This window comes from Actinacidiphila acidipaludis, from assembly GCF_019890725.1.
In the GTDB taxonomy this organism is placed as follows: domain Bacteria; phylum Actinomycetota; class Actinomycetes; order Streptomycetales; family Streptomycetaceae; genus Actinacidiphila; species Actinacidiphila acidipaludis.
Window position 1 is genome coordinate 1 of sequence record NZ_JAINZZ010000032.1, and the last position, 14418, is coordinate 14418.

Annotated in this window: 15 protein-coding genes and 1 tRNA gene; 11 read left to right on the forward strand and 5 right to left on the reverse strand. The window is 74.2% G+C overall.

What is annotated here, in order from left to right; translation table 11 throughout:
* Window positions 1–260 precede the first annotated feature (260 nt).
* Both K7862_RS22915 and K7862_RS22920 read left to right on the forward strand, forming a co-directional pair.
* Window positions 261–647: a PhlB family protein gene (locus K7862_RS22915; RefSeq protein ID WP_222965521.1), complete on the forward strand. Its 387-nt coding sequence runs from the start codon at window positions 261–263 to the stop codon at window positions 645–647.
* A gap of 93 nt (window positions 648–740) precedes the next feature.
* Complete coding sequence (locus tag K7862_RS22920; protein WP_222965522.1) at window positions 741–1247, forward strand: VOC family protein; 507 nt, start codon at window positions 741–743, stop codon at window positions 1245–1247.
* 219 nt (window positions 1248–1466) lie between these two features.
* Here K7862_RS22920 and K7862_RS22925 read toward each other — a convergent pair.
* Window positions 1467–1551, reverse strand: a tRNA-Leu gene (locus tag K7862_RS22925).
* 156 nt (window positions 1552–1707) lie between these two features.
* On the opposite strand from K7862_RS22925, the gene K7862_RS22930 reads away from it, so the two are divergent.
* From K7862_RS22930 to K7862_RS22940, 3 genes are all read left to right on the forward strand, one after another.
* Window positions 1708–3030, forward strand: a complete 1323-nt coding sequence (locus K7862_RS22930; protein ID WP_222965524.1) for a M20/M25/M40 family metallo-hydrolase — start codon at window positions 1708–1710, stop codon at window positions 3028–3030.
* Between the two features lie 146 nt (window positions 3031–3176).
* Window positions 3177–3410 (forward strand): chaplin, encoded by a 234-nt coding sequence (locus K7862_RS22935; RefSeq protein ID WP_222965527.1) that lies wholly within the window; start codon window positions 3177–3179, stop codon window positions 3408–3410.
* A gap of 136 nt (window positions 3411–3546) precedes the next feature.
* Entirely contained in the window at window positions 3547–4245 is a 699-nt protein-coding gene (locus K7862_RS22940; RefSeq protein WP_222965528.1) for a chaplin, read from the forward strand.
* A gap of 128 nt (window positions 4246–4373) precedes the next feature.
* Here the strand turns inward: K7862_RS22940 and K7862_RS22945 are convergent, their stop codons facing one another.
* Entirely contained in the window at window positions 4374–4562 is a 189-nt protein-coding gene (locus K7862_RS22945) for a DUF5703 family protein (protein WP_222965530.1), read from the reverse strand.
* Window positions 4563–4609: 47 nt separating this feature from the next.
* On the opposite strand from K7862_RS22945, the gene K7862_RS22950 reads away from it, so the two are divergent.
* Entirely contained in the window at window positions 4610–5215 is a 606-nt protein-coding gene (locus K7862_RS22950; RefSeq protein WP_222965532.1) for a hypothetical protein, read from the forward strand.
* Between the two features lie 52 nt (window positions 5216–5267).
* On the opposite strand, the gene K7862_RS22955 is transcribed toward K7862_RS22950, so the two are convergent.
* Window positions 5268–7547, reverse strand: coding sequence for a helix-hairpin-helix domain-containing protein (locus K7862_RS22955; RefSeq protein ID WP_222965534.1), 2280 nt, complete (start codon window positions 7545–7547; stop codon window positions 5268–5270).
* A 34-nt stretch (window positions 7548–7581) separates the two neighbouring features.
* Window positions 7582–8562 carry an aldo/keto reductase gene (locus K7862_RS22960; protein WP_222965536.1) on the reverse strand — a complete coding sequence of 327 codons (981 nt, stop codon included), beginning with the start codon at window positions 8560–8562 and terminating at the stop codon, window positions 7582–7584.
* A 132-nt stretch (window positions 8563–8694) separates the two neighbouring features.
* Here K7862_RS22960 and K7862_RS22965 point away from each other — a divergent pair, with 132 nt between their 5' ends.
* Window positions 8695–9744: an LLM class F420-dependent oxidoreductase gene (locus K7862_RS22965; protein ID WP_222965538.1), complete on the forward strand. Its 1050-nt coding sequence runs from the start codon at window positions 8695–8697 to the stop codon at window positions 9742–9744.
* A gap of 126 nt (window positions 9745–9870) precedes the next feature.
* Here K7862_RS22965 and K7862_RS22970 read toward each other — a convergent pair whose 3' ends face one another.
* Complete coding sequence (locus tag K7862_RS22970; protein ID WP_222965646.1) at window positions 9871–10485, reverse strand: hypothetical protein; 615 nt, start codon at window positions 10483–10485, stop codon at window positions 9871–9873.
* A 211-nt stretch (window positions 10486–10696) separates the two neighbouring features.
* Between K7862_RS22970 and K7862_RS22975 the strand changes: the two genes are divergently transcribed.
* From K7862_RS22975 to mshC, 4 genes are all read left to right on the forward strand, one after another.
* Window positions 10697–11398: a histidine phosphatase family protein gene (locus K7862_RS22975; protein WP_222965540.1), complete on the forward strand. Its 702-nt coding sequence runs from the start codon at window positions 10697–10699 to the stop codon at window positions 11396–11398.
* A 66-nt stretch (window positions 11399–11464) separates the two neighbouring features.
* A complete protein-coding gene (locus tag K7862_RS22980) occupies window positions 11465–12055 on the forward strand; it encodes a DUF3090 domain-containing protein (RefSeq protein ID WP_222965542.1) in 591 nt (196 codons plus the stop codon).
* Window positions 12019–13074: an SCO1664 family protein gene (locus tag K7862_RS22985; protein WP_222965544.1), complete on the forward strand. Its 1056-nt coding sequence runs from the start codon at window positions 12019–12021 to the stop codon at window positions 13072–13074. The genes K7862_RS22980 and K7862_RS22985 overlap by 37 nt, the downstream gene beginning before the upstream one ends.
* Window positions 13075–13146: 72 nt before the next feature.
* Window positions 13147–14376 (forward strand): cysteine--1-D-myo-inosityl 2-amino-2-deoxy-alpha-D-glucopyranoside ligase, encoded by a 1230-nt coding sequence (gene mshC, locus K7862_RS22990; RefSeq protein ID WP_222965546.1) that lies wholly within the window; start codon window positions 13147–13149, stop codon window positions 14374–14376.
* Window positions 14377–14418 lie beyond the last annotated feature (42 nt).

Below are 14418 nucleotides of genomic sequence, written 5' to 3' on the forward strand. Positions count from 1 at the left end.
ACTCCTTCTCCGAGCTGCGGTCCGGTCCGCGCGGTGCCCAGGGAAAGCACCGGGTGTCCATGATGGTACTGAGTACCCTACCCGACGGTACTCAGTGTCATTCGTTGCCGGGTGATGTGGTGTTCGCCACGCGCCGCCGCGCCCGGAGGGCGGCAACCGGGCCGCGCGATTCAAGGCACTCAGTGCCTTGTGTACCGGCACTGAGTGCCTTATCTTCTCGGACGTCAAGTGTGTGCGGACGCATGACAGGAGAAGAGAACGTGCCCCAGACGCTGGAACCCCAGGAACTGACCGCTGTCCCCGGCGAGGCCACCGGCCAGGAGACCGACGCCCTGCACTTCCGCCGCTGCGTCTGGTGCCGGTCGGCGACCGAGCACTCCAGGACGCTGTGCCGGGTGTGCGGATCCTCGGAGCTGGTTGAGGAGCGCAGCCAGGGTAGCGGCGCCATCGGCTGGACGACCCGGGTGGTGCGGACCCAGGACCTCGTGCACCGGATACGGCAGACCTGCTTCGTGGCCCTCGACGAGGGCTTCACCGTACCGGCGACCGTGGAGGCGCAGGCCATCGAGCCCCTGCCCAACGGCACCCGGGTGCGGCTGGCCGACCTCGGGCCGGGCGAGGAGGCCGCGGTCTTCGTTCCGGCCTGAGTCGCGGTGCCGTCGTCCGGGGAGCAGCCGACCCCCGTTCCCGCTACGGTGAGGACGAGGCGGGGGATCACGGCAGACGACGCAAGGAGAACCATGCCGCCCGAGGCCGAGCCACCGGCTGCAGCGCACGGGTCACCGCAGACGACCGCCTCCGCGGACGGGGCCGCCACCGCGGGAGCGCCTGCGGCGGGGCCGCGGCTCGCGGCGGTCGTCGTGTTCGTCCGCGATCTGCAGCAGTCCGCCGAGTTCTACTGCGGCCTGCTGCGGCTGTCGGTCGTCACCCGGGAGAGCACCGCGCTGGTGCTCTCCGGCCCCGGTTCGTCAGGGGCGGTCGTGCTGCGCGCCATCGGGCCGCGTGGCGAACACGCCCTCGGCGCCGTCGGCGTCCAGTACTCCTGCTGGGCGGTCCACGACATGGCCGAGCTGCGGCGCTGCGAGCACTATCTGGAGGAGCGGTCGGCGCTGGTCGAGACCACCGGCGTGGAGGACATCACGGTGGTCGAGGGCCGCGACCCCGACGGGCTGCCCGTCATGGTGATGCACACCCCCGAGGGCGCCGACATCTCCGGCGAGATCATGCGGCGCGTCTACGCCTGGTGAAACCGTTGGCGGTGCCGCGGTTGCCCGGGAGGCGGCTGCCGGACCTGCCGGCCCGTCCGATCCTCCGCGCCGTCGGAGCTCCGCGACCCTCCGGGGACGCCCTGGTGCGGGACAGAGGATGTGAACGCGCCCGCGTCGAAAGGGACTTCGGGGCCTGTGCCGCCGGCGACCGTCACCTGCCGAGAGGAGCAGGGGGGATGCGGGGAATTCAAGGATGTGTGTCCGAGGGGGGACTTGAACCCCCACGCCCGATAAAGGGCACTAGCACCTCAAGCTAGCGCGTCTGCCATTCCGCCACCCGGACCGGGTGTGTCACCGCGGCTGCGAGGTCGTGGCGACGAGGTAAACCATAGCAAAGATCCAGGCCCGTCGATCACGGTCCGTCGTGGTGCCCCTTGGGCTCGGGCGGGGCTCGGGGGAGGATGGGGGGATCGGGCAGTGGCACGGAGGAGGAATCAGGGTGAGCGAGCCGACGAGCGCGGTGGTCAGGGGCGAGGACGAGGTCGTCGACCTGTGCAGCGAGCTGATCCGGATCGACACGAGCAACTACGGCGACCACTCGGGGCCGGGTGAGCGGGCGGCCGCCGAGTACGTGGCCGGGAAGCTCGCCGAGGTCGGGCTGGAACCGGAGATCTTCGAGTCGCACCCGGGCCGGGCCTCCACCGTCGCACGGATCGAGGGCGAGGACCGCTCGCGGCCCGCGCTGCTCATCCACGGGCATCTGGACGTCGTGCCGGCCAACGCCGACGACTGGACCCGCCACCCCTTCTCCGGCGAGGTCGCCGACGGCTGCGTGTGGGGCCGCGGCGCGGTCGACATGAAGGACATGGACGCCATGACGCTCGCCGTCCTGCGCGACCGGCTGCGCAGCGGCCGCAAGCCGCCGCGGGACGTCGTCGTGGCCTTCCTGGCGGACGAGGAGGCAGGCGGCACCTTCGGCGCGCGCCACCTGGTCGACCGGCACCCCGGCCTGTTCGAGGGGGTCGACGAGGCCATCGGCGAGGTCGGCGGCTTCTCGTTCACCGTCAACGAGAACCTGCGGCTCTACCTCATCGAGACCGCCGAGAAGGGCATGCACTGGATGCGGCTCACCGTGGACGGCACCGCCGGCCACGGCTCGATGACCAACAAGGACAACGCCATCACCGAGCTGTGCGAGGCCGTCGGCCGGCTCGGCCGCCACGAGTTCCCGGTGCGGGTCACCAAGTCGGTGCGCGGCTTCCTGGACGAGCTGTCCGACGCGTTCGGCGTCGAACTCGACCCGGAGGACATGGAGACCACCCTCACCCGGCTCGGCGGCATCGCCCGCATGATCGGCACGACGCTGCGCAACACCGCCGCCCCCACGATGCTCGGCGCCGGCTACAAGGTGAACGTCATCCCCGGCCAGGCCACCGCGCACGTCGACGGCCGCTACCTGCCGGGCCACGAGGAGGAGTTCCTCGCCGACCTGGACCGCGTCCTGGGCCCGCGGGTGAAGCGCGAGACGCTGCACACCGACAAGGCGCTGGAGACGGACTTCGACGGCCCGCTGGTCGAGGCGATGCGCTCCGCGCTGAAGGCCGAGGACCCCATCGCGCACGCCGTGCCGTACATGCTCTCCGGCGGCACCGACGCCAAGTCCTTCGACGACCTGGGCATCCGCTGCTTCGGCTTCGCGCCGCTGCAGCTCCCGCCGGAGCTGGACTTCGCCGGGATGTTCCACGGCGTGGACGAGCGGGTGCCGGTCGACGGCCTGCGCTTCGGTGTGCGCGTACTCGATCGTTTCCTCGACAACTGCTGACATTCGGCCGTATGTACCCGTGCCGGCGGCCTTCTTCGCCGGTACGGGTGAATGATCCAGTTCGCTCGTAGCCCCGTTTCCCCCTCCTCGTTACGACGTGTGTGGTCCGCGGCTGGGACCACACGTGTCCCATGAGGAGGAAGACAATGATCAAGAAGGTTGCCGCTGTCGCGGCTGCCACGGGCGGTCTGGTTCTCGCCGGCGCGGGCCTGGCTGTCGCCAGCTCCGGCGCTGAGGGTGCCGCGGTCCAGTCCCCGGGCGTCCTGTCCGGGAACGTCGTCGAGGTCCCGGTGCACGTGCCGGTGAACCTGTGCGGTGACACCGTCGACGTCATCGGGCTGCTGAACCCCGCCTTCGGCGACGGCTGCGTGGCCGACTAGTTCCCCCGCCGGCCGCGTATCGGCCGGGTCGGGTCGGCCCCGGGCGCCGCAAGGGCACCCCGGGGCCACTCGCCTTTCCGGGGGACTGGCACGGGTGTGACGGGCGCTCCGGTTGATTCGAAAGCAGGATGAGGACATGCGACAGGTCGCAAGGAAGGGCCTGCTCACCGTGGTCGCCACAGGTGGCGCGCTGGCGGCCACCGGCGGTCTCGCCCACGCGGACGCGGGGGCTGCGGGGACGGCGGACGGTTCGCCGGGCGTCGTCTCGGGCAACGCGGTACAGCTCCCGGTGCACGTGCCGGTGAACCTGTGCGGCGACACGGTCAACGTCATCGGGGCGCTAAACCCGGCGCTGGGCAACCACTGCGCCGACGTCTCGTCGGGCGGCAGCGGTCCGTCCGCGCACGGCGGCGGTTCGGTGGCCACCGGCCACACCGGCGGTTCGGCGGGCGTGGGCTCCGGGAACCTGATCCAGGCCCCGGTGGACATCCCCGCCAACGTGTGCGGCGTCGGAGTCGACGTGGTGGCGCTGCTGAACCCCACGTTCGGCGACGCCTGCGGCGTCGACGAGGGCAACCCGGCCACCCCCGGGACCCCCTCGACCCCGGCCGGTCCCGGTACGCCGGACACCCCCGGCACCACCGGCACCCCGGCCACCCCGGACAGCCCGCAGACGGGCACCCCCGACACCAACACCGTCCGGGAGACGGGGACCCGTACGGCCGCCCTCGCCGAGACGGGATCCGAGGGTCTGGGGCTCACCGCGGCGCTCGCCGGCGCTCTGCTGCTCGGCGGCGCGGTGCTCTACCGCCGCGGGCAGGCCGCCCGGCGCTGAGACGCGGCCTCAGGGGGCGGCGACGCCCCCGCGCCGAGACGCCCCGCACCGGGGCGCACACGACCGGGCGGCCCGCGGCGGCCGCCCGGTCGTCGTGTCGGCCGTCGTGTCGGTCGTCGTTGTGGGGGTCACCAGGTCGCACGTGGCTGGCGGATGATGCGGCGCCGCAGCCGCACCCGCCGGCTCCCGTCCGGATACAGCCGGACGCGGTCGAGTTCCCAGTGCCTGTACTCGGCTTCGTCGGTCAGCAGACGTGCCGCGTCCTTGCGGGAGACCTCCCGCGGCACGTACATCTCTCTGAATTCGTATTCCGGCATCGCATCTATTGTGCGGGCAAGGCCCCGGTGCGGATAGCGTCTGCACCATGTCTGATGACGTGCAGCCCAGCGTGGCGGAGGTCCGTGCCGCCGTAGCGGCGGTCAAGGCCGCCCTCGACCGCCACCTCGACGCGGTCGAGAACCGTGTCGGTGAGGACGACCCCGCTGTCTACGAGGCGTTCGAGGCGCTGGCCGCGGCGGCGGAGAGCTATGACGAGTTGCTGTACGACACCTACGACGAGGTGACCCCGTTCGAGGTGCCCTCGGGCGGCGGTATGCCGGAGTACGGCGGCCCGTCCGACCCCGAGGCGGTCAGCGTGCTGATCCGCCGCGACTACACGATCGCCGAGCCCGACCGGCTCTTCGCGCAGGCCCGGCGGGCGAGCGACGGCGAGACGATCCCCGACGCCTCGGTCAACGCGGCGCTCGGAGTGATCTTCGGCGAGTACGAGGCGGACGAAGTCGCCCAGCGGCACAAGGAGTTCGGCCTGGAGGAGGGCGACGCCACGCTGTGGGTGGCGGCCGTCGAGCCGGCCGAGCCGGGGGAGTGGCTGGACGCTCCGTTCGACGAGGTGGATCCGCAGCTGGTGATCTGCCGGTTCGACATGAGCACGGTCTTCGACGACGACCTGGGCGTTCTCGACCCCGACTGACCGGCGCCGGACCGGGTGGCCGCGGGTGCGGTCCGCGGCCACCCCTTCCCGCTCAGCCGTCCGCGGTGAGTTCCTTGAGCACCGGGACCAGTCGCGTGGTGCGCGGCCTGGCCGTGGCGCCCGCGACCGCCGCCGCCAGCCCCTGGTCGGCGCCCTGCACGACCGACAGGTGCCGCTCGCCGCGGCCGAAGGCGGTGTAGACCCAGGGACGGGTCAGCAGCGGGCCGGCGTCGCCCGGGACGACGACCACGACCGCCGGCCAGCGCATTCCCGCCGCCTGGTGGCCGGTGACCGCCCAGCCGTGGCGCACGGTGCCCGCCACGTCGTCGCGCGGCACCAGGACGGGACCCCCGTCGCACTCCAGCCGCAGCCCCCCGGGCTCCGCGCCGGCCACCGTGCCCGGCAGCGCCCGGCCCGCGGCCGGCACGTACACCACCCGATCGCCGGGGTCGAAGCCGCCGAACCGGCCTGGACCGGGGTTCAGCCGTTCCTTCAGCGCCGCGTTCAGCGCCCGGGTGCCGACCGGGCCGCCGTGCCCGACGGTGATCACCTGGGTCTGCCCGGCCTCCAGGCCGAAGGCGCGCGGCACCGAGTCGGCCACGAGCTGGACCGCGCGGTGCACGGCCTCGCGGGGGTCGCGGACCGGCACCACCACGACCTCCTTGTCCGGCGCGTCCACCGGCGTGAGTTCGCCCTCGCCGACACACGAGACCAGCTCACCGATCGGGCCGGGGTCGGGGGTGCGGGAGGCCACCCGCGGGCAGATCCGGGCGCCCAGCAGATCGGCGAAGGCACAGCCGGGACCGGCCGACCACAGGACGTGCACGTCACCGCTCAGAACCAGCCGGGCGCCGTCCGGCACCGCCTCGACCAGGTCGGCGGCCTCCACCACGGAGAGCTGGGGGGCGTCGAGCACCGCCAGCACGTCCAGCGCCAGGGCGCCGTCCGGCGCCCGGCCCGGCCCCTGGCCGCCGTCCAGCAGCCCCTCGACCGTCACCGCGGCGTCCTCGCCGACCGCCTCGGCCAGCCGCCGGCGGCCGTTCTCGGTGGCGGCCGCGGCGTACGCGCGCAGGCCCGCCGCGCGTGCGGCGGCGACCAGCGCCGCGGGTTCGGCGCGGGCCGCCTCCCCGCCGGTGTGCAGCACCAGTCCGCTGCCGGCCACCGCGCGGATCAGCTCGGCCGCGGACGGCGAGGGGGCCGCGGCGGCCGCCCGGGACCAGTCCGGGCCGGCGGGCCCCTCCGCCTCGCCGGCGTCGCTGCCGTCGGCGCCGCCCGCGTCCAGGGTGCGCAGCAGACGCACGCAGCCGTCGGCGAAACTCTCCTCGGCCAGGGCGTAGCGGTCCAGACCGAGCAGCACCGGCACGTCGGGGCCGTCGCCCTCCCCGCCGTCCCCGTCGGTCGCGTCGAACCCGGCGTCCGTGGCGTCCTCGCCGGCCGCGGCGGAGTCCTTGGTGGTGTCCCGGAACACCAGGACGTGGCCCTCCTCGACGGCCGTGGCCACGGCGGCGTCCGGGTCGGGCAGGGCGTTGCGCGCCAGCTCCGCCTTGAGGGCGTCGGCGGCCAGCGCGGTGTGCCCGGCCGCGGCGGCCCGCTCCAGCAGATGGCCGATGAGGGCGCGGGCCCGGCGGTCGTCCCCGGGGCCGCACGCGGCGCCGAGCAGCGCGCGGGCGAAGGCGTCGGCCTGCTCCACCCGGACGCCGTCCAGCGCCAGCACGCCCCAGGGGTCGGCCCGCAGTGACTCGGCCGCCGCCTCGCCGAGGGCCCGCACGGCCGCCACCGCCAGCGACTCCGGCGCACCGCCCGCCGTGAGCACCTCCCGCACCGCCTCGACCGCGGCCGGATCGGCCTCCGCGGCCGGGCGCCCGGCCCGCGGCCGCCGCTCGGGCCGGGGGCGCTCGGCACTCCCGGCCGGGCTCTCGGCGGCCGCGCCCTCGCCCGCCGTTGCCTCCTCGCCGCCGGCTTCCGCGGCCTGCGTCTCGGCGATCTCCGCCGCCATCGCCTCGCGCCGCCTGCGCCGGGCCTCGGCGGCGTCCCCGCGCGGCGCGGGCGCGGACGGGTTCTCCCCGCGCTCGATCGACCGGACCGCTGCGGCCAGCGCCGCCAGGTCCCCGGCACCGCCGCCGGAGCCCTGCCCGGGCCCCTGCCCAGACCCCTGCCCAGATCCCTGTCCGGTCCCGGCCGGACGGCCGCCGGACTCCGCGCCGCCCTGCCGCCGCGCACCGGAGTCCCCGGCGTCGCCCTGCTCGCGCGCGGACACAGGGCCGGTGCCTCCCTCGGCGGGATCGGACGAGGGGCGGGCGCCCTCCCCGGACGGGGGGATCGTGTCGGTCACAGCGAAAGCCTTCCGTGGAGCGGCCGGCCGCGGCTCAGAGGGTGCTCCAGTCGTGGTCCGGGTAGCGGTGCAGCGGCGCCGAGACGTCGTCGAGCGCCAGATTGATCTCTTCGGGAAGACTAAGGGTCTCCACTGACAGCGCCGCCGTGAGCTGGGCGGCGTTGCGCGCGCCGAGGATGGGGGCGACGACGCCGGGGCGGTCGCGCACCCACGCGAGGGCGACCTGGAGCGGGGAGACGGCCAGGCCGTCGGCCGCTATGGCCAGCGCGTCCACGATGAGGCGGGCCGTCTCGTCGAGGTAGGGCGCGACGAACGCGGCCATGTCCTCGGACCCGCCGCGCGAGTCCCCGGGCGTGGTGTGCCGGTACTTGCCCGTCAGCACGCCGCGGCCCAGCGGGGACGACGGCAGCAGTCCGACGCCGAGGTCGACCGCGGCCGGCAGCACCTCCCGCTCCACGCCGCGCTGCAGCAGCGAGTACTCCATCTGGGTGCTGGCCAGCGCGGTGCGGCCGGGGGAGGCGAGCTGCCAGGTCGCGGCCTTGGAGAGCTGCCAGCCGCAGAAGTTGGAGACGCCGACGTAGCGGGCGCGGCCGGAGCTGACCGCGATGTCGAGCGCCTGCAGCGTCTCCTCCAGCGGGGTGCCCGGGTCGAAGGCGTGCACCTGCCACAGGTCGACGTAGTCGGTGCCCAGCCGCTGCAGCGACGCGTCGAGCGCGGACAGCAGATGCCCGCGCGAGGCGTCGAAGCGCCGGTCGGGGTCGGGCACGCTGCCCGCCTTGGTGGCGATCACCAGGTCGGAGCGCGGCACCAGGTCCTCCAGGAGCCGCCCGAGCAGGTACTCGGCACCCCCGTCGGCGTAGACGTCGGCGGTGTCGACCAGCGTGCCGCCCGCGTCCCAGAACGCCTTCAACAGGTCGGCGGCGTCGCGTTCGCCGGTGTTCCGGCCCCAGGTGAGCGTGCCGAGCCCGAGCCGGGACACGCGCAACCCGGTCCGGCCGAGGTGCCTTTGCTCCATGACCGCTGAGGCTAGCGCCCGTACTGGCCGAATGGGCGGCAGTGACGTACCTGACAGGCGTCGTGATGCCGCGCGGACGCTACAGTCCGGGGGGACAACGACGTTACCGATGAGTACGAAAAGGGGAGCGGCATGCGGCTCGGGATCAACCTCGGTTACTGGGGTGCCGGGATGGACGCGGACAACCTGGCCGTCGCCCAGGAGGCGGACCGCCTCGGGTACGCGGTCTGCTGGGCCGCCGAGGCGTACGGCTCCGACGGCCCCACCGTGCTGTCCTGGGTCGCCGCGCAGACCGAGCGGATCGACGTCGGCTCGGCCATCTTCCAGATCCCGGCCCGCACCCCGGCGATGACCGCGATGACGGCCGCGACCCTCGACTCGCTGTCCGGCGGCCGCTTCCGGCTCGGCCTCGGGGTGTCCGGCCCGCAGGTGTCAGAAGGCTGGTACGGCGTCAAGTTCGACAAGCCGCTGTCGCGCACCCGCGAGTACGTCGAGATCGTCCGCAAGGCGATGGCCCGCGAGCGGCTGAGCTACGAGGGCGAGCACTGGACCCTGCCGCTGCCCGGCGGTCCGGGCAAGCCGATCAAGCTGACCGTCCACCCCACCCGCGAGCACATCCCGCTGTACATCGCGGCGATCGGCCCCAGGAACCTGGAGCAGACCGGCGAGATCGCCGACGGCGCCCTGCTCATCTTCCCGTCCGCCGCGCACCTCGAGGACACCGCGCTGCGCCACATCCGGGCCGGTCGCGCGAAGGCCGGACTGACGCTGGACGGCTTCGACGTCAGCCCCACGCTGCCGCTGGCCCTGGGCGAGGACGTCTCCGCGCTCGCCGACGTCTTCCGCCCGTACACCGCGCTGTACGTGGGCGGTATGGGCAGCCGCAAGCAGAACTTCTACAACCAGCTCGCGCAGCGCATGGGTTACGAGAAGCAGGCCGCCGAGATCCAGGACAGGTACCTGGCCGGCGACAAGGACGGCGCGGCGGCCGCGGTGCCGCAGGACCTCATCGACTCCACCTGCCTGCTCGGCCCGGTGCAGCGGATCGCCGACCGTATGCGGGAGTACGCCGAGGCGGGCGTCACCACGCTCAACCTGAGCCCGGCCGGCTTCACGCTCGACGAGCGGATCGCGGGCCTGCGCGCGGGTGTCGAGGCGCTGGAACTGGCGGGCCTGGCCTGAGAGGTGGGGGTGCCGCCCGCCCGTTCGCCCCGGTGCTCGGTTTCGTCCGGGTGCCGGGTGCCGGGTGCGGGATGTCGGCGGGCCGGGTGCCGCGTGTCGGCGCCGGGTGGGTCCCGGATGGCGGGCTCAGCCCGGGACGAGCCGTCCGAGCAGGCGGCCGAAGTCGATCAGCCGGGCTATCTGGCCCGGGCCGCCGTCGTCCAGCGACTTGCTGAACCGGAAGGCCTCCGGGCGGAACTTGGCCGACGTCACCGGCAGCGGCGAGTCCGGGTCGGCCGTGACCGCGCTCAGTTCGTGCGGGGTGGCGGTGGCCAGCACCACGTAGACGCCGCGGTCGATGCGTCCGCCGCGCTCGTCGCGGCCGACCAGGGTGCGCATGCCCACATGGCCGATGGAGTCCAGCGGCAGCACCTGCACGGAGGAGTCCAGCACGGTGCCGCCCGGCGCCTTGTCGTCGGCCAGTTCCTCGCTGTGCCACAGGATCAGCCGGCGGCCGTCGCAGACCGCCGCCTCCTGCCACACCGAGGTGCCGGCCTCCGTCAGGTCCACCACGCGCTCCAGCGTGAAGCCGCGCACCCGGCGGCGGCCCAGCACGCCGGCGATGGCGTCCAGCGCGATGTCGGCGTGCAGGAAGTACACCCGGGCGGCGTCGTCCAGGCGGTCGTAGGGCGACCAGTCCGCTCCGGCGGCACCCGTCCCGGACGCAGTTCGCGGTCGGCTCCTCGTCGCCTTGCCGAACATCTCCACCCGCTTCGCGATCCCGACTCCCGGGCCCCCTCGGCCCCCCGTCACCTTACCCAGCGGGCGGGACGGCAAGGACCATGCGGGAGTCGCCGGAAGCACCGGGAATCGCGGGAATTCCGCGGCCGTGGTGGGGGCTCGGGGGTGTCTTCCCCGCCACGGCCGTCACCCAGCACAACGTCCGCGCCCGCAAAGGGTTACGGTGGCGGACATGCCCACCGTCATCCTCGTCCGGCACGGCCGTTCGACCGCCAACGCCGAAGGAGTCCTGGCCGGCTGGAGCCCCGGTGTCGCCTTGGACGACACCGGCCGGGCCCAGGCGACCGCGCTCGCCGCCCGCCTCGCCGCCGTACCCCTGGCCGCCGTCGTCTCCAGCCCGCTGCAGCGGTGCCAGGAGACCGTCAAACCCCTGCTGGACACCCGCCCGGAGCTGACGCCGCACACCGAGGAGCGGATCGGCGAGTGCCACTACGGCGACTGGACCGGCCGCAAGCTCAGCGAGCTGGCCGAGGAGCCGCTCTGGGCGACCGTGCAGCGCCACCCCTCCGCCGCCGTCTTCCCGGGCGAGGAGGGCGAGTCGCTGCGGGCCATGCAGGCCCGCGCCGTCGACGCGGTCCGCGACTGGAACCGGCGCATCGAGGACGCGCACGGCCCGGACGCCACCTATCTGATGTGCTCGCACGGCGACATCATCAAGTCCCTCGCCGCGGACGCCCTCGGGATGCACCTCGACCTCTTCCAGCGGATCAGCACCGACCCGTGCTCGGTGACGGTGATCCGCTACACCCCGCACCGCCCGTTCCTGCTGCGCCTCGGCGACACCGGGGACCTCAGCACCCTCGCCCCCGCACCGGGACCGGCCCCGGCCGCCGCCGACGACGCGGTGGTCGGGGGCTCCACCGGCACCCGTTGATCAGCTTCCGCAGTAGGGTGGGTGACCGGTACAGCAGCCCGATCGGACAAGCAAACGGAGCAAGAAGTGCCCCGTCAGGTCTTCTTCTACGAACATCCCGACCGTTTCGTGGCCGGGACCGTCGGCCAACCCGGCCAGCGGACGTTCTACCTGCAGGCCACCGCGTCCGGGCGGACCACCAGCGTCGCCCTGGAGAAGACCCAGGTGGCCGCGCTGGCGGAGCGTGTCGACGAGCTGCTGGACGAGGTGGTGCGGCGCAGCGGCGGGAGCGCGGCGGTGCCCGCCGTGGCCCCGAGCGAACTCTCCGACACCGCACCGCTGGACGTGCCGGTGGAGGAGGAGTTCCGGGTCGGCACCATGGCCCTGGCCTGGGACGGCGCCCACGAGCGGATGGTCATCGAGGCGCAGGCCCTGGTCGAACTCGTCGGTGACGACGAGGAGGACCTGGAGGCGGCCGAGGAGGAGATGCTCCAGGACGACGAGAACGGCCCGCCGCTGCTGCGCGTGCTGCTCACCGGCGCCCAGGCCCGCTCCTTCGCCAAGCGCGCCCTCGACGTGGTCTCCGCGGGCCGCCCGCCGTGCCCGCTGTGCAGCCTGCCCCTGGACCCGGAAGGACACGTATGCCCGCGTCAGAACGGGTACCGGAGGTCGGCCTGATCCCGGCCGCGCCCGGGACCACGGAGGCCGCGGCCCACGCGTCCGGGCGGTCCGGGGCGAGGGGCGCAGGCCCGTCGGCGCCCGACGGCACCCATGTCCTGCTGCACGGTGAGCTGACCGTGCGCGGGCAGGTCCGCGAGGCGTCCAACGCCGTGCTGTACTGCGAGGCGGTCCTCGACGGCCGCTCGGTGACGTGTGTGTACAAGCCGGTCGCCGGAGAGCGCCCGCTGTGGGACTTCCCCGACGGCACCCTGGCCCAGCGCGAGGTCGCGGCCTATCTGATCTCCGAGGCCACCGGCTGGGGGCTGATCCCGCCCACCGTGCTGCGCGACGGCCCCTACGGCGAGGGCATGGTCCAGCTCTGGATCGACGTCGCGGGCGACGGGGAGATCCTCGCCGGGCCTGACGACGCCGACGGCACAGACGACGGAGACACCGACGACGCCGACGGCACAGACGACGGAGACACCGACGACGCCGACGGCAGGGACGGCCACGACGATGACGGGGACGGTGTGTCCCCCGAGGGGCAGGCCGGGCCCGGGCCGCTGCTCGCGCTCTCCGAGGAGCTGGAGCCGGCCCCGGGCTGGAAGGCGGTCGTCGAGGCCGAGACCGGCGACGGCCGCACGGTCCTGCTCGTGCACGCCGACGACATACGCCTGCGCCGCCTCGCCGTCCTCGACGCCGTGATCAACAACGCGGACCGCAAGGGCGGCCATCTGCTGCCCGCGCCCGACGGCCGCCTCTACGGCATCGACCACGGCGTGACGTTCCACACCGAGGACAAGCTCCGCACCCTGCTGTGGGGCTGGGCCGGCGAACCGCTGCCCGCCGAGGCCGTGCCGGTGCTGGAACGCCTCGCGGCGGCGCTGGACGGCGCCCTGGGGGAGCGGCTGGCGGAACTGCTGACGGCCGCCGAGACCGACGCCCTGCGCCAACGGGTCCGCCGCCTGCGGGAGACCGGCGTGCACCCCGCCCCGGGCGGCCAGTGGCCCTCCATCCCGTGGCCACCGGTCTGAGCAGGCGCCCGGGGGCGGCGCGCTGCCCGGCCCCGCCGTTTTGACGGACGGCCGTCCGGTTAATCTCATGACATGCATGCCTGGCCCGCTTCCGACGTCCCCGCCCTTCCCGGCACCGGACGCCCCCTGAGTCTCCACGACACCTCGACCGGTGGACGGGTGACCCTCGACCCCGGCCCCGTGGCACGGATCTACGTCTGCGGGATCACCCCGTACGACGCCACCCACATGGGGCACGCCGCCACCTACACCGCGTTCGACCTCGTCCAGCGCGTGTGGCTCGACACGAAGCGCCAGGTCCACTACGTCCAGAACGTCACCGACGTCGACGATCCGCTGCTGGAGCGCGCGGTGGCCACCGGTGACGACTGGACGGCGCTGGCCGAGCGCGAGACCGCGCTGTTCCGCGAGGACATGACGGCGCTGCGGATGCTGCCGCCCGCCCACTACATCGGCGCGGTCGAGGCGATACCGGGCATCGTGCCGCTGATCGAGCGGCTGCGGGAGGCCGGCGCCGCCTACGAGCTCGACGGCGACGTGTACTTCTCGGTGGAGTCCGACCGCCACTTCGGCACCGTGGCGCGGCTGGACGCCGCCGCGATGCGGGTGCTGTCCGCCGAGCGCGGCGGCGACCCGGACCGCCCGGGCAAGAAGAACCCGCTGGACCCGATCCTGTGGCTGGGCGCCCGCGAGGGCGAGCCGAGCTGGGACGGCGGGTCGCTCGGCCCGGGACGCCCCGGCTGGCACATCGAGTGCGTGGCGATCGCCCTGGACCACCTCGGCATGGGCTTCGACGTCCAGGGCGGCGGGTCCGACCTGGCCTTCCCGCACCACGAGATGGGCGCGTCGCACGCGCAGGTGCTGACCGGCGAGTTCCCGTTCGCGAAGGCGTACGTGCACGCCGGGATGGTCGCCCTGGACGGCGAGAAGATGTCCAAGTCCAAGGGCAACCTGGTCTTCGTCTCCGCGCTGCGCCGCGACGGCGTCGACCCGGCGGCGATCCGGCTGGCGCTGCTGGCGCACCACTACCGGGCGGACTGGGAGTGGACCGACGCGGTGCTGGCCGAGGCGGTGGAGCGGCTCGGCCGCTGGCGGGCGGCGGTGTCGCGGCCCGACGGGCCACCCGCGGAGGGCGTGCTGGCCGAGGTGCGGGCGGCGCTGGCCGACGACCTGGACGCGCCGCGGGCGCTGCGGGCGATCGACGCCTGGGCCGAGGCGCAGGCCGCCGGCGGGGGCGCCGACACCGGCGCTCCCGGACTCGTCTCCCGCACCGCCGACGCCCTGCTGGGCGTGGCGGTCTGACCCTGCTTCTCCCCGGCGTTCCTCCCCTGCCCGGGCGCCGCG